Source organism: Brevundimonas sp., assembly GCF_031082345.1.
Classification (GTDB): domain Bacteria; phylum Pseudomonadota; class Alphaproteobacteria; order Caulobacterales; family Caulobacteraceae; genus Brevundimonas.
Genome location: NZ_JAVHLH010000023.1, coordinates 1 through 16,102 on the forward strand (window position 1 = coordinate 1; position 16,102 = coordinate 16,102).

At 68.3% G+C, this 16,102-nt stretch carries 21 protein-coding genes; 11 read left to right on the forward strand and 10 right to left on the reverse strand.

The genetic code is table 11. The features are described 5' to 3' along the window. Positions 1-89 precede the first annotated feature (89 nt). From RDU12_RS02770 to RDU12_RS02780, 3 genes are all read right to left on the reverse strand, one after another. Complete coding sequence (locus RDU12_RS02770; protein WP_308684060.1) at positions 90-1,442, reverse strand: amidohydrolase family protein; 1,353 nt, start codon at positions 1,440-1,442, stop codon at positions 90-92. Beyond that, entirely contained in the window at positions 1,442-2,926 is a 1,485-nt protein-coding gene (locus RDU12_RS02775; RefSeq protein ID WP_308684061.1) for an amidohydrolase, read from the reverse strand. Before RDU12_RS02775 ends, RDU12_RS02770 begins: the two co-directional genes overlap by 1 nt. Before the next feature lie 82 nt (positions 2,927-3,008). After that, the gene (locus tag RDU12_RS02780; RefSeq protein WP_300290451.1) at positions 3,009-3,287 is read right to left on the reverse strand and encodes a DUF167 domain-containing protein; all 279 of its coding nucleotides are present in this window, start codon (positions 3,285-3,287) and stop codon (positions 3,009-3,011) included. Between the two features lie 107 nt (positions 3,288-3,394). Here RDU12_RS02780 and RDU12_RS02785 point away from each other — a divergent pair, with 107 nt between their 5' ends. Genes RDU12_RS02785 through RDU12_RS02795 form a run of 3 tightly spaced genes read left to right on the forward strand, consistent with a single transcriptional unit; the run spans position 3,395 to position 5,028 of the window. After that, the gene (locus RDU12_RS02785; protein ID WP_308684062.1) at positions 3,395-4,096 is read left to right on the forward strand and encodes an HNH endonuclease; all 702 of its coding nucleotides are present in this window, start codon (positions 3,395-3,397) and stop codon (positions 4,094-4,096) included. Beyond that, positions 4,089-4,748 (forward strand): hypothetical protein, encoded by a 660-nt coding sequence (locus RDU12_RS02790; RefSeq protein WP_308684063.1) that lies wholly within the window; start codon positions 4,089-4,091, stop codon positions 4,746-4,748. Before RDU12_RS02785 ends, RDU12_RS02790 begins: the two co-directional genes overlap by 8 nt. Continuing rightward, complete coding sequence (locus RDU12_RS02795) at positions 4,726-5,028, forward strand: nucleotidyltransferase domain-containing protein (protein WP_300290457.1); 303 nt, start codon at positions 4,726-4,728, stop codon at positions 5,026-5,028. The genes RDU12_RS02790 and RDU12_RS02795 overlap by 23 nt, the downstream gene beginning before the upstream one ends. Positions 5,029-5,114: 86 nt before the next feature. Here the strand turns inward: RDU12_RS02795 and RDU12_RS02800 are convergent, their stop codons facing one another. Together RDU12_RS02800 and RDU12_RS02805 are read right to left on the reverse strand one after the other, a co-directional pair. Then, positions 5,115-6,044: an electron transfer flavoprotein subunit alpha/FixB family protein gene (locus RDU12_RS02800; RefSeq protein WP_300290459.1), complete on the reverse strand. Its 930-nt coding sequence runs from the start codon at positions 6,042-6,044 to the stop codon at positions 5,115-5,117. Beyond that, positions 6,044-6,808, reverse strand: coding sequence for an electron transfer flavoprotein subunit beta/FixA family protein (locus RDU12_RS02805; protein WP_300290461.1), 765 nt, complete (start codon positions 6,806-6,808; stop codon positions 6,044-6,046). Before RDU12_RS02805 ends, RDU12_RS02800 begins: the two co-directional genes overlap by 1 nt. Before the next feature lie 124 nt (positions 6,809-6,932). On the opposite strand from RDU12_RS02805, the gene RDU12_RS02810 reads away from it, so the two are divergent. After that, complete coding sequence (locus tag RDU12_RS02810) at positions 6,933-7,265, forward strand: hypothetical protein (RefSeq protein WP_300290462.1); 333 nt, start codon at positions 6,933-6,935, stop codon at positions 7,263-7,265. Between the two features lie 10 nt (positions 7,266-7,275). Here the strand turns inward: RDU12_RS02810 and RDU12_RS02815 are convergent, their stop codons facing one another. Together RDU12_RS02815 and RDU12_RS02820 are read right to left on the reverse strand one after the other, a co-directional pair. Continuing rightward, positions 7,276-7,848, reverse strand: coding sequence for a cob(I)yrinic acid a,c-diamide adenosyltransferase (locus RDU12_RS02815; RefSeq protein ID WP_300290465.1), 573 nt, complete (start codon positions 7,846-7,848; stop codon positions 7,276-7,278). Between the two features lie 4 nt (positions 7,849-7,852). Next, positions 7,853-8,059: a twin transmembrane helix small protein gene (locus RDU12_RS02820; protein ID WP_300290467.1), complete on the reverse strand. Its 207-nt coding sequence runs from the start codon at positions 8,057-8,059 to the stop codon at positions 7,853-7,855. Positions 8,060-8,202: 143 nt separating this feature from the next. Between RDU12_RS02820 and RDU12_RS02825 the strand changes: the two genes are divergently transcribed. Beyond that, positions 8,203-8,415: a hypothetical protein gene (locus tag RDU12_RS02825; RefSeq protein WP_300290468.1), complete on the forward strand. Its 213-nt coding sequence runs from the start codon at positions 8,203-8,205 to the stop codon at positions 8,413-8,415. A gap of 45 nt (positions 8,416-8,460) precedes the next feature. Here the strand turns inward: RDU12_RS02825 and RDU12_RS02830 are convergent, their stop codons facing one another. Next, complete coding sequence (locus tag RDU12_RS02830; protein WP_300290470.1) at positions 8,461-9,075, reverse strand: bifunctional 2-polyprenyl-6-hydroxyphenol methylase/3-demethylubiquinol 3-O-methyltransferase UbiG; 615 nt, start codon at positions 9,073-9,075, stop codon at positions 8,461-8,463. A 179-nt stretch (positions 9,076-9,254) separates the two neighbouring features. Between RDU12_RS02830 and RDU12_RS02835 the strand changes: the two genes are divergently transcribed. Together RDU12_RS02835 and arr are read left to right on the forward strand one after the other, a co-directional pair. Next, the gene (locus tag RDU12_RS02835; RefSeq protein WP_308684064.1) at positions 9,255-9,974 is read left to right on the forward strand and encodes a PepSY domain-containing protein; all 720 of its coding nucleotides are present in this window, start codon (positions 9,255-9,257) and stop codon (positions 9,972-9,974) included. Positions 9,975-10,107: 133 nt separating this feature from the next. Beyond that, a complete protein-coding gene (gene arr / locus RDU12_RS02840; protein ID WP_300290292.1) occupies positions 10,108-10,524 on the forward strand; it encodes an NAD(+)--rifampin ADP-ribosyltransferase in 417 nt (138 codons plus the stop codon). Positions 10,525-10,606: 82 nt separating this feature from the next. On the opposite strand, the gene ahcY is transcribed toward arr, so the two are convergent. Further along, on the reverse strand, positions 10,607-11,998 hold the full coding sequence (ahcY, locus tag RDU12_RS02845; RefSeq protein ID WP_300290294.1) for an adenosylhomocysteinase: 1,392 nt from the start codon (positions 11,996-11,998) through the stop codon (positions 10,607-10,609). Between the two features lie 174 nt (positions 11,999-12,172). Here ahcY and RDU12_RS02850 point away from each other — a divergent pair, with 174 nt between their 5' ends. The 3 genes from RDU12_RS02850 to RDU12_RS02860 all read left to right on the forward strand — a co-directional run bounded on the left by RDU12_RS02850 (position 12,173) and on the right by RDU12_RS02860 (position 14,719). Continuing rightward, positions 12,173-13,126: a pepsin/retropepsin-like aspartic protease family protein gene (locus RDU12_RS02850; protein WP_300290295.1), complete on the forward strand. Its 954-nt coding sequence runs from the start codon at positions 12,173-12,175 to the stop codon at positions 13,124-13,126. A 41-nt stretch (positions 13,127-13,167) separates the two neighbouring features. Beyond that, positions 13,168-14,163 carry a biotin synthase BioB gene (bioB, locus tag RDU12_RS02855; protein ID WP_300290296.1) on the forward strand — a complete coding sequence of 332 codons (996 nt, stop codon included), beginning with the start codon at positions 13,168-13,170 and terminating at the stop codon, positions 14,161-14,163. Between the two features lie 181 nt (positions 14,164-14,344). Continuing rightward, on the forward strand, positions 14,345-14,719 hold the full coding sequence (locus tag RDU12_RS02860; protein WP_300290297.1) for a Tat pathway signal protein: 375 nt from the start codon (positions 14,345-14,347) through the stop codon (positions 14,717-14,719). Between the two features lie 86 nt (positions 14,720-14,805). Here RDU12_RS02860 and RDU12_RS02865 read toward each other — a convergent pair whose 3' ends face one another. Beyond that, positions 14,806-15,780 (reverse strand): ABC transporter ATP-binding protein, encoded by a 975-nt coding sequence (locus RDU12_RS02865; protein WP_300290298.1) that lies wholly within the window; start codon positions 15,778-15,780, stop codon positions 14,806-14,808. A 158-nt stretch (positions 15,781-15,938) separates the two neighbouring features. Here RDU12_RS02865 and RDU12_RS02870 point away from each other — a divergent pair, with 158 nt between their 5' ends. After that, positions 15,939-16,079: a hypothetical protein gene (locus tag RDU12_RS02870; protein ID WP_308684065.1), complete on the forward strand. Its 141-nt coding sequence runs from the start codon at positions 15,939-15,941 to the stop codon at positions 16,077-16,079. The last annotated feature ends 23 nt before the right edge of the window (positions 16,080-16,102 follow it).

The window sequence follows — 16,102 nt, forward strand, 5'->3', positions numbered from 1 at the left end:
GTCGGCTGGCGCCCGGTCCAGAGCCGGCTTACCACTCATCCGCCCCTCCGGGGCACCTTCTCCCCCAAGGGGAGAAGGGACCATGACGGTTACCGCCCGTAGGCCGGCGGCATCGCGCCTTCGCCGCCGGAGGCGTAGCGGTCGCGCAGCAGGAACTGGCGGCTGGTCAGGGCCTGTTCGGCGCCGCCGATGAAGATGGTCTCAGCGAGGCTGAGGGGCTCCAGCGGGTCGCCGGACCAGATGACCACGTCGGCGGCGGCGCCGGGGCGCAGCTCGCCGAACTGGCCGGCCATGCCGAAGATGCGGGCCGGATTGACCGTGATCGCCTCGATCGCCGACTCATAGGACAGGCCGTGAGAGACGGCGTTGCCGGCGTTGTAGCGAGTCTCGCGGGCGCGGTGGATCGAGCCTTCGTTGCCCTTGATGGCGATGGTCACCCCGGCCGCGTCGAGGGCGGCGGCGTTCTGCATCCGCGCCGCCCGGGTCTCGAGATTGCCGGGCAGGTTGGAGATCGGATTGAGCAGCACCGGCACGTTCGCGGCGGCGATCTGGCCGGCCACCAGCCAGCCCTCCTCGGCCCCGTCGAGGATGATCCTGACCCCCTCCTCCCGCGCCAGGCGCAGCACCTGCTGGATGTCGGCGGCGCGGCGCACGGTGACGATCAGGGGCATGGTCCCGTTGGCGACCGGGATCAGGGCCTCGAGGTCGGCGCGCGACAGGCTGAGGTCGCGCAGGCCGGCGCGGTCGTAGGCGGCCTTGTTGCGGGCGTAGAGGCGGACCTCGGCGAGGGTCTCCTTGAACTGGGTGAACTGGGCCCCGCGGGCGCCGCCGGCGACCCCGGCCCCGGCCTCGCCGAACGGGGCGACCATGGCCACGCGCGCCTTGACGAGGATGTCGGTTCCCTCGGCGAGGTGGATGACGGCGGCCTGGCCGGCGAACAGGCTGGGCGACTGGAAGCCGCCGTCGCCGACGCCGGCGAAGTCCGAGTCGTCGTGGGCGTGGGCCCCGCCCCCGCCGCCCGGATGGTTGGGGACGACGACGGCGCGGGTGATGCCGCCGAGGCGGGCCACCGGCAGGGTGAAGGACCACGGATCGAGGCCGTAGGAGACGTCGAACGAGGCGCTGATGGTGTTGGCGCCGTTGCGCAGGTCGTCGGAGCCGCCGACGGAGGAGATCTCGGAGCCGCCGAGGCCGGCGTCGACGGCGACGAAGCCGGGCGTGACGACCTTGCCGCGGGCGTCGATGACCCGGGCCCCCGAGGGGGCGGCGCCGGTCCCGACCGAGACCACGCGGCCGTCGCGGATGACGACAGTGCCGTTCTCGATGACGGAGGTACCGGTCAGGACGCGGCCGCCGGTGATGGCGGTCAGGGACTGGGCGAGGGCGGGGCTGGCGAGCGCGGCCAGGCAGGCGGCGCCGAGGATGAGGCTCTTGAGGCGCATCAGCGGGCTCCCTGGGCGACGTCGGCGGCGGACAGGCCGTAGCCGGGCTGGCCGAGCTCGAAATCGGAGACCGGCTGATAGGCGGGGTTGAAGCGGTCGAAGGCGAGGCCGCCGTCGATGAAGACCTGGTCGGCGCGGGCGTAGACGCTGAACGGATTGGCGCTCCAGATGACCACGTCGGCGCGCTTGCCGGCCTCGAGCGAGCCGGTCTGGTCAGCGATGCCGAGCGACCGGGCCGGGTTGAGGGTGATCCAGCTGATGGCCCGCTCCTCGGAGATGTCCATGCCGATGCGGCGGCCGGCGGCGAGGGCGGCGGCGGCCTCCTGGTTGAGGCGCTGGGTCAGTTCGGCGTCGTCGGAGTGGATGACGGCGCAGGAGCCTTCCGGCGCGTCGACGAGGGCGGCGTTGGCCTCGACCCCGTCGAGGGCCTCCATCTTGAAGCCCCACCAGCCGGTCCACATGTCGGCGCAGATGCCCTCGCGGGCCAGCAGCGGCGCGACCTTGTAGGCCTCGATGGCGTGGTGGAAGGCGGTGATCTTGTAGCCGAATTCCTTGGCGATATCGATCATCACCGCCATCTCGTCGGCGCGGTAGCAGTGGTTCTGGATCAGGATCGAGCCGTCGAGCACGCCGACCAGGGTCTCCATCTGCAGGTTGCGGGTCGGGGGCGAGCCCTCGCCGTCCTCGCGCCACTTGTCCCATTTGGCCTTGTACTCGCGGGCGGCGATGAAGGCGGCGCGGTAGCCGGCGACATTGCCCATGCCGGTGGCGGGCGAAGAGTTGCGGCCGCCGTAGACGCGCGACGGGTTCTCGCCGCAGGCCATCTTCAGGCCATAGGGGGCGTCGGGCATCTTCATGCCCTGCATGGTCACCGAGGGGATGTTGCGGACGGTGACGCCGCGGCCGCCGAACAGGTTGGCCGAGCCGGGCAGGATCTGGAGGGTGGTGACGCCGCCGGCGCGGGCGGCGTTGAAGCCGGGGTCCTGGGGCCAGATCGAATGCTCGGCCCAGACCTGGGCGGTGTTGGGATTGGTGGCCTCGTTGCCGTCGCTCATCCCCGAAACGCCGGGCGAGGGATAGACGCCGAGGTGGCTGTGGGTGTCGATGACGCCCGGGGTGACGAAGCGGCCGGCGGCGTCGACGCGGCGGTGGCCGGCCGGGATGGGGGTCGAGGCCCCGCCGACGGCGGCGATCCGGCCGTCGGTGACCACGACCACGCCGTTCTCGATGCGCTGTCCGGCGCCGGTGAAGACCGTGGCCCCGACGATGGCCATGTTCGCGCGCGGCAGGCCGCGATAGGTCGAGGGGAAGGGATCGGGGTTGGCGGCGGCGTCGAGGCCCATGGCCAGGGGCTTGCGGGCCTCGCTGTCGCCGGCGGAGGCGGCGTCGCCGTTCGATCCGTTGTCGCCGGTGGTGGCGCAGGCGGTCAGGGCCACGCAGGCCAGGGCGGCGAGGCTGGCGCCCCGCAGGCGTTGAAGTCTCATCGAAGCATCCCCCTGATGCGCTGTCGGCGCCGGTCGGGACGATTACAAAGGCTTCGCCCGCGCCGCGACAAGGCCGGAAACATTACAAGTCGGTAAGGCGGGTCCGGAGCTCGTCGGGGGACAGGTCGGCGACGCTGATCATCTTGGTGCGCGACTGGCCGCCGCGGTCGAGCGTGACCGAGGATTTCGGCACGCCGAGAGTTTTCGCGAGCAGCTTGATCAGGGCGACATTGGCCTCGCCCTCGACCGGGCGGGCGCGGACGCGGACCTTGAGGACGGGGCGGCCGTCGGCGTCGACGTCCCAGCCGTCGATGCGGTCGGAAGCGGCGCCGGGGGTGAGGCGGACGGGGAGGTTGGCCATGGCGAATGAGAGAGCAGCTGCGGACAGGCGCGGCGGAGAAAGTTTGGTGGCGCACGGCCTTGCATTATAGGTGCTAGCTCGAACCTAGCGATTTCGGATGCAAGAATTTGAAGTGCTCTCGCGGTGAAGCCAATCCAAGCGCGGCAACGCGAACAAAGCTGTTCGCCGACTCTGCGGGCTATTGTCAGAATCCGGCTTGTACGCAGCACTTGTTCGTCGAGACAGCGAAGGACGGACCCATCCACTTCGCTGAAATGGCCCACATCTTCGCAGCGAGCGAGCGGGGACCGAGGTCGAACGCAGACCTGACCGACGCTGAGCGAGGGTCATACGACAACCTCATCCTCCTTTGCGCCAACTGTCACACGGCCATCGACAAGGCACCTGACGACTATCCGGACACGTTGATCAGACAATGGAAACTCGAACGGGCGGAACGGCTGGCAGACCTGTTTTCCGTCAAGGCTTATGGCTCCCGTGCCGAAGTTCGTGCGGTTATCGAACCGCTACTAACGGCGAACAGGGTCACATTCGAAACCTACGGTCCAGGCTCCGACGCACGGTTTGATCTTGAGAGTGAGGTGCCCGCCGCTTGGCACCGTAAGGTGCTCGGAAGCATCATCCCGAACAACAAGCGGGTCTTGGCAACTTTGGACAAAAATCGAGGCTTGGCGGCCGGCCGGGAGTTCACAACAATTGAGGCCTTTCGCCAGCACACTGACGACCTTATCGCTCGCCACCTCACGGGTGCAGACGGCGGACAAAGATTCCCTGAGGCAATGGACCGGATGATGGTGGGTGATGCCTGACCACGCAAACTGGCTAGTCGGAGTCCTGCCTCAGCATGCAGAAGTCACACGCCTCGAACGTCTCGGGCCAAGCCTCGTGCGGGTTGAGCGGAAGGCGGCGCCCCCTGCAATCATTGGCGTGATTTCGACCGACCCAGTTCGAATGGATGACTGTGAGGAGTTGTTGGGCGGTAGTCCGCGTCCGGATTTTATTCTAAATATACCCAAGTCCGCAAAGTGGCTGGGAGATGTAATAGACACCTTGGAAGCCCAGGGTTTATCTTGGGGCAAGATGTATGACCTTTATCGTGCTCTGAACTTTGAAAACGATGTCTCAGATTATCGCAATCCCGGCCTGTCGTTTATCGAACGGCTATTCCAACAGCATAGGAATGTGGACCACCTCGAACGCGTAAGCGATCAGGTCTATCGCCTTCACCGTGGGAAGGGTGAGCCTGTCGTGGTGGCCTTGACGGACGCGTACGAAGTAACCGCAGACGCGGTGCGTTCAGCATATGGATTACTCGCGCCGTTCGACGTTCTCCTCAAGAACACTCCCTACGGTCGCATTTCAACCCAAGGATCGGCAGCCGCTGCCGAACTTGGCATCGAAATATGTGATCAATCCAGTATCTTTACCCGGTTAAGAAATGACGGCGCAGGCGATCATTAGAGCGATCGCTGAGACAGTTGGCAGCCTGAGGACAAGAGAGCGCCTCGACGCCTTTGTCTTCGGCTCGGCTCTTGATCAGCAAACGACGACATGGTCGGACATCGACATCCTGCTGATCTGTGAACTTGAGGCTGACGGACTTCTGGCTCGAGAGAGTTTAGCGGAGCTTTCTGACAAGTTCCCGATCGACCTAACCATCATGTTGGCCAAGGAGGAGATGGAGCTCGACTTCATCAGGTCGGAACGGTGCCGCTGGCTCACGTCATCCATGAGCGAGTAGTTTGGTGAGCCACTTCGGCTCGCGCCAAGGAAAGGGCGCGGCCCCCTGCAGCGCCGCGCCCGTCCTGATCGGATTTTGGCCGGCCCCTACCCCAGCGCCTTCATCAGCTCAGGGACGGCCGTCTTGTAGTCCGCGACCCAACCGAAGTCGGCGACCTGGAAGATCGGCGCGTCGGCGTCCTTGTTGATGGCGACGATGATCTTGGAGTCCTTCATCCCGGCGAGGTGCTGGATGGCGCCCGAGATGCCGATGGCGATGTAGAGGCCCGGGGCGACGACCTTGCCGGTCTGGCCGACCTGGTAGTCGTTGGGGGCGTAGCCGGCGTCGACGGCGGCGCGCGAGGCGCCCACGGCGGCGCCCAGCTTGTCGGCCAGCGGGTCCATGACGGCGTGGAATTCCTCGGCCGAGCCGAGGGCGCGGCCGCCGGAAACGACGATCTTGGCCGCGCCGAGCTCGGGACGGTCCGACTTGACCATCTCCTCGGAGACGAAGGCGGCCTTGCCGGCGTCGGCGCCCGCGACGGTCTGGACGGAGGCGGAACCGCCCTCGGCGGCGGCGTCGAAGCCGGTCGGGCGGACGGTGATGACCTTCTTGGCGTCGCCGGACTGGATCGTCTCGAGAGCGTTGCCGGCGTAGATCGGGCGCACGAAGGTGTCGGCGCTGACCACTTCGATGATGTCCGAGATGGGGGCGACGTCCAGTTTGGCGGCGATGCGCGGCATGAAATTCTTGCCGTCGGTGGTGGCCGGCGAAAGGATGGCGTCATAGCCGGCGGCGAGGCCCAGGACGGTGGCCTCGACGGCCTCGGCCAGCTGGTGGGACAGGCCGGCGCTTTCGGCCAGCAGCACCTTGCGCACGCCGGCGATCTTCGCGGCGGCGTCGGCGGCGGCCTTCGAGCCCTGGCCGATGACGAGGACGTCGACCTCACCCGACAGCTTGAGGGCGGCGGTGACGGTCTTGTGGGTGGTGTCGCGGACGGTATCCCCGTCGCGGTCGGCGATGACGAGAACGGCCATTACAGGACCCCCGCGGTCTTGAGTTTGGCGACCAGATCGGCCGCGTCGGTCACCTTGACGCCGGCGGAGCGTTTCGGCGGCTCGGCGACCTTGAGCACCTTGAGGCGCGGCGCCGTGTCGACGCCGTAGTCGGCGACCGCCTTGACGGCGATCTCCTTCTTCTTGGCCTTCATGATGTTGGGCAGGGAGGCGTAGCGCGGGGTGTTGAGGCGCAGGTCGACGGTGACCACGGCCGGCAGGGTCGCGGCCAGGGTCTGGAGGCCGCCGTCGACCTCGCGCGTGACCGTGGCCTTGCCGCCCTCGATGACCAGCTTGCCGGCGAAGGTGGCCTGGGGCCAGTCGAGCAGGGCGGCCAGCATCTGGCCGACGGCGTTGTTGTCGCCGTCGATCGACTGCTTGCCCATCAGGACCAGGTCGGGCTTTTCCTCATCGATCACGGCCTTGAGCAGTTTGGCGACGGCGAGGGGCTCGAGGTCCGTGTCGGACTGGATCAGCAGACCGCGGTCGGCGCCCATGGCCAGGGCGGTGCGGATGGTCTCCTGGGCCTGGGTCACGCCGATCGAGACGACGACGATCTCGGTCGCCGTGCCCGCCGCGTGATGCTCCTTGCCTTCCTTGAGCCGAACCGCTTCCTCGACGGCGATTTCGTCGAACGGATTCATGCTCATCTTGACGTTGGCCAGATCGACGCCGGTCTGGTCCGCCTTGACGCGGGCCTTGACGTTATAGTCGATCACCCGTTTGACGGGGACGAGTACCTTCATTGCGCTGTCCATCAGATCGCCGGAATGTGCGGGCAGGGAATGGAACGGCTGTCCCGGCCTGTCAACGTAACGCCGCGTCAACGGGCCCGTTGCCCGATGCGCGGATCAAGAGTGGAACCAACCGATGCAACGTCTGCTGACCATGAAGCGACTGAGCGTGCTGTTCGTGGCCCTCTTCGCGGTGCTGATGGGCGGCATGTTCGCCTGGGAGGCGCTGGTGGTGGCGCCGGGGGACCGCTGCGAGGCGGACGGCGGCTGGTGGGACCGGGAGACGTCGATCTGCGCCCGTCCGATCTCGATCGCCGAGGTCACCGGACGGCCGATCGGTCAGAGCCGGGCCGAGGCGTCCGACGCCAAGAATCGCGAGCTGATCGCTATCGAGGACCGGATGGCGGCGGCGAAGGCGGCGCGCGACGCGGACGCCGAGCGCCAGCGCATCGCCCTGGCGGCGCAGTAGGCGAGAGCCCTCAGCGGGTCGCGCCGGGAACCCATTTGATGTCGTCGGCGCCGTGGGCGTTGGCCCGGCGGGCGGCGACGAACAGGTGATCCGACAGGCGATTGAGATAGCGCAGCGCGGCCGGCGACAACTCGCGCCCGGCCTCCCGCGCGCGGACCGCGTCGCGCTCGGCCCGGCGGCAGACCGTGCGGGCGAGGTGCAGGTGGGCCGACAGGGGCGAGCCGCCGGGGAGGATGAAGCTGTCCAGCGGCTTCTGGCACTCGTTCATCCAGTCGATCTCGGTTTCGAGCCGTTCGACCTGGCTGTCGAGCACGCGCAGGGCCTCCCATTTCGGCGGCGGATCGTGCGGGGTGGCGAGGTCGGCGCCGAGGTCGAACAGCTCGTTCTGGATGCGGCCCAGCATGGCGTCGATGCGGTCGTTCTGGCCCGCGTGCAGCCGGGCCACGCCGATGACGGCGTTCAGCTCGTCGACGGCGCCATAGGCGTCGACGCGGGGATCGGTCTTGGACACCGGGGCGCCGGAGGCCAGCCGCGTCTCGCCGCCGTCGCCGGTCTTCGTATAGATGCGGTTGAGGACGACCATGCGATCAGGCTCCGTGCGCCGACTTCCACCACATGGCCGCCACCAGCAGGATCACCGCCAGGGCCTGCAGTGCGACCCTGAGCCGCATCAGCCTGTTGGAATGCGAGCGGGCCTCGGGGCCGGTCCGGTAGAGCGAGCGGATGCCGAAGCCGAGGGTGATGGCGACCGCCGCGATGGCGAGGACGATCAGGATGTCGAATACGGTTCCCATGACGGGTTTCTAGGCTCCCGCCGGGCGGAGCGCCAGCGGCGGCCGCCGCGACCATCTGAACCAATCGCCGCCAAACTGTCGGAAAGCCGTCATGGGAACGAGTTCTCGGTCGGGTAGTTCAGGGCGCCCGGAACGAGGGACCCATGGACTCCTACTACTGCATCGTCAGCACGGCTGAAGACCCGGTCGCCGACCTGTGCGTGCTGGACGCGCGGGACGACGGGATCGCCCGCGCCCGCGCCCTGGCCGCCGCCGAAGGCGTGGTCGGCTGGGAACGGGTCAGCGTCTACGCCGGCGAGCGGCTGGTCGACCGCGTCGAACGGGCCGCGATACCGGAGCTGCCGCTGGCGGCGTGAGCCGGCGGACCTGCGGGACGGCGCGGGTCTTGCGAATCCCGCCTCTCATTCCACCCGGCAGAAGCAATACATGAACTGTTGAGGCGCCCCCCAGGGCGTCTCATGCAACTCGGTGACGCTGTCCAGCAGACGGAATTTCGGCCCGAACTCGCCGTGCAGACTCCCCGCGTCGTAGCGGACGACATCCAGTCCGCTGCATTTCTCCGGTCCCTCCGGCCCGAAGGTCGCGACGATGACGTGACCGCCGGGCTTAACGGCGTGCGCGACCTGGCGCACGTATGCGGCCCTGTCCTTCGCGTCGGTCAGGAAGTGGAACACGGCCCGGTCATGCCACACGTCGTAGCGAGAGCCTTCCAGTTCGGCCGTCGTGACATCACCGATCATCCAGTGCACCGGGCCGGCGGAAGGGCCCAGCCGCGCCCTGGCCACGTCAATCGCCGCCTGGGAGATATCGAGCACTGTCACGTCCTCGTAGCCGCGCGCGACGAGATCATCGACCAGAGTCGCCTCCCCGCCGCCCACATCGATGAGCGCGCTGCCGGTGTCCGGCGCGGCCTCCTGGATCAGCTTCAGGGATACGTCCAGGTGGGGACGATACCAGCTTACCTCGTCCACCGCCTTGGTTTGATAGACGTTTTCCCAATGGGCCTTGGTCGTCATCTTCGCCGCTCCCGAGCCGTCTGCAGAAGCTGGGGTCGGAGCCCCAGGAACGCCAGAGGAGCAGGTCCGAATGTCCGCAGCGGGTCGAAGCCGGACCCTCTCCCGGAGGCTGGAAGCGGACAGAACCGTCCAGCCGTGCTAGCGCGCCGGTAGTCCCCAAGCAGCGAGTGAGCCCTCCGTTGAAGATTTTCCGCTGGTCGAGCCAGGTCCACAAATGGCTGGCGCTCATCGTCGGGGTGCAGGTGCTGTTCTGGGTGGGCGGCGGCATGCTGATGACCATGATGCCGATCGAGACGGTGCGCAGCGAGCACCGGGTCGCCGCGGCCCCGGCCACGGCCCTCGATCCGGCCGGCGTGATCGATGCGGCCGAGGCGGCCCGGGCCGCCGGCGTCACGGCCTTCGGCAAGGCGGAGATCCGGACCACCCGGCGCGGGCCGGTGTGGACGCTGACGCCGATCGAGGGCGAGCCGGTCACCGTCTCGGCGGTCGACGGCCGGCCCCTGCCGCCGCTGGACGAAGCGGAGGCGCGGCGGCTGGCGGCGCTCGGCTATGCGGGGCCGGGCAAGCCCGTGTCCGCCGCCTTCCTGCCCGAGGCCCCGGAGGAAACCGGGCGCGAGGGGCCGCTGTGGCGGGTGGATTTCGACGACCGCGAGCGGACCAGCTTCTACCTGTCGCCCGAGACCGGCGAGGTCCTGACCCGGCGCTCGGAGATGTGGCGGTTCTTCGACCTGCTGTGGCGGCTGCACGTCATGGACTGGGACGACGGCGAGGATTTCAACCACCCGCTCATCATCGTGACGGCGGCGGTGTCGACCATCGTCGTCCTGTCCGGCTTCGTGCTGCTGTGGTTCCGCCTGCGGCCGACCCGCCGTGGCCGGAGGGTGGGCGACAAGGGGTGATTTCCCGCCCCGCCTGGAGGGGAAATGGGCGCGAAAGACTTGCGTTCAAGAATTGTCGGCGGGGAAAATATGCGCAGTCTTCGGAGCCCTCTCCGCGGGAGACGCTCCCGCTCCGCGCAAGGGCTGTTGATCCATGACCGCTGCTCCGACCCCGCTGACCCAGGCTTTCTTCCACGGGACGAGGGCCTCTCTGGCGCCCGGTGACCGGATCGAGGCCGGCCGGCCCTCCAACTACGGGACCGGCAAGGCCGCGGCCTGGAGCTATGTGACCGCGACGCTGGACGCCGCCGTCTGGGGCGCAGAGCTGGCCGCCGGCGACGGCACGGCCCGCATCTATGTGGTGGAGCCGACCGGGCCGGTCGAGAACGATCCCAATCTCACTGACAAGCGGTTTCCGGGCAATCCGTCGATGTCGTACCGCACCCGCGAGCCCGTGCGGGTGCTGGGCGAAGTCAAAGGCTGGGAAGGGCATTCGCCCGGGCAGATCGAGGCGATGAAGGCCCATCTGGCCGAACTGGACCGGCTGGGCGTCGAGGCGATCGAGGACTGACGGGCCGGGCCTCAAGCCGGCCGCCCTCTCCCGGACAGCGGCTTGCGCCGGGTCCGGGAGGGGTCGAGCCGTTGTCGAGGTCCTAGTAGCGGTAGTGGTCCGGCTTGAACGGGCCGGTGGTCGGGACCGAGATGTAGTCGGCCTGTTCCTTCGACAGGGTCGTCAGCCTGGCGCCCAGCTTGCCGAGGTGGAGCATGGCGACCTTCTCGTCGAGGTGCTTGGGCAGGACGTAGACCTGGTTCTGGTATTTCGACTTGTTGGTCCACAGCTCGATCTGGGCCAGCGTCTGGTTGGTGAAGCTGGCGCTCATCACGAAGGACGGGTGGCCCGTGGCGTTGCCGAGGTTCACCAGACGGCCTTCCGACAGCAGGATGATCTTCTTGCCGTCCGGGAATTCGATGTGGTGGACCTGCGGCTTGATCTCGTCCCACTTGAAATTCTTCAGGCCCGCGACCTGAATCTCGGAATCGAAGTGGCCGATGTTGCAGACGATGGCGTTGTTCTTCATCGCCCGCATGTGGTCGACGGTCAGGACGTCCTTGTTGCCGGTGGCGGTGACGAAGATGTCGGCCTCGCCGGCCACGTCCTCGACGGTGACGACCTCATAGCCTTCCATCGCCGCCTGCAGGGCGCAGATCGGATCGACCTCGGTGACCTTCACCCGGGCGCCGCCCTGGCGCAGCGAGGCGGCCGAGCCCTTGCCCACGTCGCCGTAGCCGCAGACCACGGCGACCTTGCCCGACAGCATGACGTCGGTGCCGCGACGGATGGCGTCGACGAGGCTCTCACGGCAGCCGTACAGGTTGTCGAACTTGGACTTGGTGACGCTGTCGTTGACGTTGATGGCGGGGAAGGGCAGCTCGCCGCGCTCGGCCATCTGGTACAGGCGGTGGACGCCGGTGGTGGTCTCTTCCGAGACGCCGCCGATGGCGTCGCGGATGGCCGAATAGAAGCCGGGCTTCTCCTTGATGTAGCGCTTCATCACCGCATAGAGGGCTTCTTCCTCCTCGTTCTGCGGGTTCGACAGGACCGAGATGTCCTTCTCGGCCTTCGGGCCGAGCACGCACAGCAGGGTGGCGTCGCCGCCGTCGTCGAGGATCAGGTTCGGATAGCCGCCGTCGGCCCATTCGAAGATCTTGTGGGCGTAGTCCCAGTACTCGACCAGGGTCTCGCCCTTGGTGGCGAACACCGGGGTGCCCGAGGCGGCGATGGCGGCCGCGGCGTGGTCCTGGGTCGAGAAGATGTTGCACGAGGCCCAGCGGACCTCGGCGCCGAGGGCTTCCAGGGTCTGGATCAGCACGGCGGTCTGGATGGTCATGTGCAGGCTGCCGGCGATGCGGGCGCCCTTCAGCGGCTTGTCCTTGCCGAACTCCTCGCGCAGCGCCATCAGGCCGGGCATCTCGGTTTCGGCGATGGCGATCTCCTTGGCGCCATAGGGGGCAAGGGAGATGTCGCGGACGATGTAGTCGGTCATGAAGGCCTCTGGCTGAAGTCGGGGGGGCGCGTGTTTCGGTCGGCGCTATAGCGCGCCGTCGGCCCGGGGGCAATAATCGTATAAGGATATCCTTATATGAAGCTTCTGACAGAATCCCGCGTTCAGGTCGCGGGCCGGCGTTATCCGTGCAACCCTCCCGGCGGGAGGTGCGTGATGACGGCAGACGGATTGAGCCGCCGCCTCGTGGGCGGCGCCCTGTTGGGCGCACTGGTCGCGCCGGGCTCACTGGCCGCGCCGGGCGCGGCCTGGTCGCAAGAGACCCAGATCGACGAGTTTCGCGCCGACCAGACCACCGACCGGGTTCATCGGTCGACCGTGCCGGTCTTCATCAACGGCCAGGGCCCCCTGCGCTTCGCCGTCGACACGGCGGCCAGCGCCTCGGTGGTGGCCGGCGATCTCGTGGAGCGGTTGGGGATCGCGCCGGCGGGCGAACTGGACATGCATACGGTGATCGGGCTGGAGCGCGTACCCGCGGTGCGGGCGCGGACCCTGTCCAGCGGCTCGCTGTCGGTGGGCGAGGCGCGGATGGCGGTGGGGACCCGCCCCGGCCTGATCGGACTGGACGGCCTGCTGGGACTGGACCTGCTGGCCGAGCAGCGGCTGATCATGCGCTTTCGCGGCCAGGGGCGGTCGTCGATCAACCGTTCGCGGCCTGATCCGGACCAGTTCCTCGGCGTGGTGCGGCCCCGGGTCCGTTTCCAGCCGCCGCAGGGGGGCGGCGCCGAACTGATGGTGGTCAACGCCCTCGTTCGCGGCCAGGCGGTCCAGGCGGTGGTCGACACCGGCGCCCAGGTCACCCTGATCAATCCGGCCCTGGCCGAAGCCGCCAGCGCGCGGCCGTTCCAGAGCCGCGCGGCCTCGAGCGGGAATGCGCTGGTGCAGTCTCCGACGGGACGGGCGGCGCTGGCCCAGGCCATGGTGGTCTCGGCGGTGCATTTCGACGAACTGGTGCTGGACCGGCTGGCGGTGCTGATGGGCGATTTCCACATCTTTCGCCTGCTCGGGCTGGAGAACACGCCGGCGATGCTGATGGGCGTCGACGTGCTGGGCGTGTTCGAGCGGGTGGTGATTGACCTGAAGCGCGGCGAGATCATCATGGACGTTTGAGGGTTGCCCGGCCGCGCCCCCTGCGTCAGGGAAACGGGATCATGACCCGTGACCTTTCGATTCCCCGCCACGACTGGACCCTGGACGAGGTCGAGGCCCTGTTCGCCCGGCCGTTCATGGAGCTGGTGTTCGAGGCCGCGACCGTGCACCGGCGCTGGTTCGACCCGTCCGAGGTGCAGAAGAGCCAGCTGCTGTCGATCAAGACCGGCGGTTGCGCCGAGAACTGCGGCTACTGTTCGCAGTCGGCCAGTTTCGACACCGGGCTTAAGGCCGAGAAGCTGATGGACGCCACGGCGGTGCTGGCCGAGGCCATGGCGGCCAAGGCCGGCGGGGCCAGCCGCTTCTGCATGGGGGCGGCCTGGCGCGAGCTGAAGGACCGCGACACGCCGAAGCTGGCGACCATGATCGCCGGGGTGAAGGCGCTGGGGCTGGAGACCTGCGCGACGCTGGGGATGCTGACAGCCGATCAGGCCCGGCAGCTGAAGGCGGCGGGGCTGGATTACTACAATCACAACCTGGATACGGGGCCGGAGTACTACGCCGAGGTGGTGACGACCCGGACCTATCAGGACCGTCTCGACACCCTGCAGCACGTCCGCGATGCGGGCATGGCGACCTGCTGCGGCGGCATCGTCGGCATGGGCGAGGCGCGGCGCGATCGGGCCGGCCTGCTGCATGCGCTGGCCACCCTGCCCGAGCATCCCGACAGCCTGCCGGTCAATGCGCTGGTGCCGGTGACGGGCACGCCGCTGGGCGACCGGGTGAAGCGGGAGGGCGAGATCGATCCGATCGAGTTCGTGCGGACGGTGGCCGTGGCGCGGCTGGTCTGTCCGAAGGCCATGGTGCGGCTGTCGGCCGGGCGCGAGACGATGAGCGCCGAGATGCAGGCGCTGTGCTTCCTCGCCGGGGCCAATTCCATCTTCGTCGGCGGCAAGCTGCTGACCACGCCCAACCCGGAACAGGACGAGGACGCGGCCCTGTTCGCCCTGCTGGACCTGAAGCCGATGGAGCCGAAGGCGGTCGAGGCGGCGGCGTAGAACACCTTCTCCCTCCCCGTTCGGGGAGGGTGGCTGAGCCTCAGGCGAGGCCGGGTGTGGGCGGCGCCTTGGTCTGACAGCCGCCCCCCACCCTGTCGTCGCTGCGCGCCGACATCCCTCCCCGGGACGGGGAGGGAGAGGCTGTAACCGGGCCTTAAGCGCCTCCCGCTAGCGTCGGCGCATGGATAGACGCGCCCTGCTTGGACTCAAGGAAACCGCCCGCAAGACCGGGGGCGGCGGCGGCGCGCCGGAGCCCAGCTATATGCGGCTGCCGACCATCACGGCCAACGTTCGCCGGGCCGGCGGCCGGCGCGGGGTGATGACCGTCGAAACCGGACTGGATACGCCGAACGCGGCGCTGCGCACGCGGGTGACGCAATCGGCCCCGCGCCTGCGGGCGGCCTACGCCGCGGTGGTGCAACAGGCGGCCAACGGGCTGCTGCCGGGGGCGCCGCCGGACGTCGAGCGGCTGGTGGCGCAGCTGCAGGCGGCCACCGACCGGACGCTGGGCCGGGCCGGGGCGCGGCTGCTGATCGGGACGGTGATGGTGGTTTGAGGCATCAGGCAACAGGCAACAGGGGACGCCGAGCCTGACGTCAGCGACGAGCCGCTTCCTGCTCCCTGCTGCCTGCTGCCTGATGCCTAGTCTTTGGTCGGATCCGCCTGCCCCGCGTCGCCGTAGGTCAGGGCGAGGAAGACGTCTTCCAGATCGGGATCTTCCGTCGAGATGTCGGCGATGGTGACGCCGGCGGCGCGCACCGCCGCCAGCACCTGTTCGACCGAGGCCTGGCCCTTCTTGTAGGTGACGGCGAAGGCGCCGTTCGGGCGGGCGACGGCCTCGAAACCCTTGAGCGTCGGCAGGCCGTCGAGTTCGCCCTCGGGCGTCACGATGACGTTGCGGGTGTCGAGTCGGCGCAGCAGCTGGGGCGTCGGCTCGCAGGCGACCACCTGGCCGCGGTTCATGATGGCGATGGTGTCGCAGAGCTCCTGCGCCTCTTCCAGATAGTGGGTGGTCAGCAGGATGGTGACGCCTTCGGCGTTGATGCGGCGGACATACTCCCAGAGCTGGCGGCGCAGCTCGACGTCGACCCCGGCGGTGGGCTCGTCGAGGATCAGGATCGGCGGATTGTGCACCAGGGCCTTGGCCACCATCAGGCGGCGCTTCATGCCGCCGGACAGGGCGCGGACATAGGCATGGGCCTTGTCGCTGAGGCCGAGGGCGGCGAGCAGTTCGTCGGAGCGGCGCTCATTGGCCGGGACGCCGTAGAAGCCGGCCTGGACCTCGAGGGCTTCCCGGGGGGTGAAGAAGACGTCGGCGACGATCTCCTGCGGCACCACGCCGAGGGCGGCGCGGGCGGCGCGCGGCTGTTTGTCGATGTCGCGGCCCCAGATCTCGGCCGTGCCGCCAGTCTTGTTGACCACCCCGGCGAGGATGTTGATCAGGGTCGACTTACCGGCGCCGTTGGGACCCAGCAGGCCGAACATCGAGCCACGCGGAATGACCAGGTCGACGCCGCGCAGGGCGACCTTTGGCGGGGCCTTCTTCGATCCGGCGTAGGTCTTCTCCAGCCCGCGCACCTCGATGGCGTTGACGGGCAGCGGGTCTTGAACGGTCATAGGCGGCTTTCGAGCGGAGCAGTCCGCCTAGGTAGGGGCGTGACCGGCCGCGGCCAAGCCCCGTGACCGTTCGAGGATGTGTCAATGACGCTTGACACCGCCGACCTGCGTGTCTAGCTTGCTTGTCATTATGAACAGCTTGCTTGACGGATAAAGCCATGTCCCGGACCAAAATGATCGGCTGGAGCGCCTTCGGGGTCTGTCTTCTGGGCTATGGCGGCGCGGTGGCCGCGGCGGTGCTGACCTGGGTGGCCCTCTACGGCGTCAACCCGATCCATTTCACGGCGCCGTCGCCATGATTGCTACCCGCCGGTAGATCACC

Bases quoted from the DNA above. Each gene is read 5' to 3' on its own strand.
- RDU12_RS02770 (WP_308684060.1), bottom strand. From the start codon at position 1,442: ATGCGCCTCAAGAGCCTCATCCTCGGCGCCGCCTGCCTGGCCGCGCTC.
- RDU12_RS02775 (WP_308684061.1), bottom strand. From the start codon at position 2,926: ATGAGACTTCAACGCCTGCGGGGCGCCAGCCTCGCCGCCCTGGCCTGC.
- RDU12_RS02780 (WP_300290451.1), bottom strand. From the start codon at position 3,287: ATGGCCAACCTCCCCGTCCGCCTCACCCCCGGCGCCGCTTCCGACCGC.
- RDU12_RS02790 (WP_308684063.1), top strand. From the start codon at position 4,089: ATGCCTGACCACGCAAACTGGCTAGTCGGAGTCCTGCCTCAGCATGCA.
- RDU12_RS02795 (WP_300290457.1), top strand. From the start codon at position 4,726: ATGACGGCGCAGGCGATCATTAGAGCGATCGCTGAGACAGTTGGCAGC.
- RDU12_RS02800 (WP_300290459.1), bottom strand. From the start codon at position 6,044: ATGGCCGTTCTCGTCATCGCCGACCGCGACGGGGATACCGTCCGCGAC.
- RDU12_RS02805 (WP_300290461.1), bottom strand. From the start codon at position 6,808: ATGAAGGTACTCGTCCCCGTCAAACGGGTGATCGACTATAACGTCAAG.
- RDU12_RS02810 (WP_300290462.1), top strand. From the start codon at position 6,933: ATGCAACGTCTGCTGACCATGAAGCGACTGAGCGTGCTGTTCGTGGCC.
- RDU12_RS02815 (WP_300290465.1), bottom strand. From the start codon at position 7,848: ATGGTCGTCCTCAACCGCATCTATACGAAGACCGGCGACGGCGGCGAG.
- RDU12_RS02820 (WP_300290467.1), bottom strand. From the start codon at position 8,059: ATGGGAACCGTATTCGACATCCTGATCGTCCTCGCCATCGCGGCGGTC.
- RDU12_RS02825 (WP_300290468.1), top strand. From the start codon at position 8,203: ATGGACTCCTACTACTGCATCGTCAGCACGGCTGAAGACCCGGTCGCC.
- RDU12_RS02830 (WP_300290470.1), bottom strand. From the start codon at position 9,075: ATGACGACCAAGGCCCATTGGGAAAACGTCTATCAAACCAAGGCGGTG.
- arr (WP_300290292.1), top strand. From the start codon at position 10,108: ATGACCGCTGCTCCGACCCCGCTGACCCAGGCTTTCTTCCACGGGACG.
- ahcY (WP_300290294.1), bottom strand. From the start codon at position 11,998: ATGACCGACTACATCGTCCGCGACATCTCCCTTGCCCCCTATGGCGCC.
- RDU12_RS02850 (WP_300290295.1), top strand. From the start codon at position 12,173: ATGACGGCAGACGGATTGAGCCGCCGCCTCGTGGGCGGCGCCCTGTTG.
- bioB (WP_300290296.1), top strand. From the start codon at position 13,168: ATGACCCGTGACCTTTCGATTCCCCGCCACGACTGGACCCTGGACGAG.
- RDU12_RS02860 (WP_300290297.1), top strand. From the start codon at position 14,345: ATGGATAGACGCGCCCTGCTTGGACTCAAGGAAACCGCCCGCAAGACC.
- RDU12_RS02865 (WP_300290298.1), bottom strand. From the start codon at position 15,780: ATGACCGTTCAAGACCCGCTGCCCGTCAACGCCATCGAGGTGCGCGGG.
- RDU12_RS02870 (WP_308684065.1), top strand. From the start codon at position 15,939: ATGTCCCGGACCAAAATGATCGGCTGGAGCGCCTTCGGGGTCTGTCTT.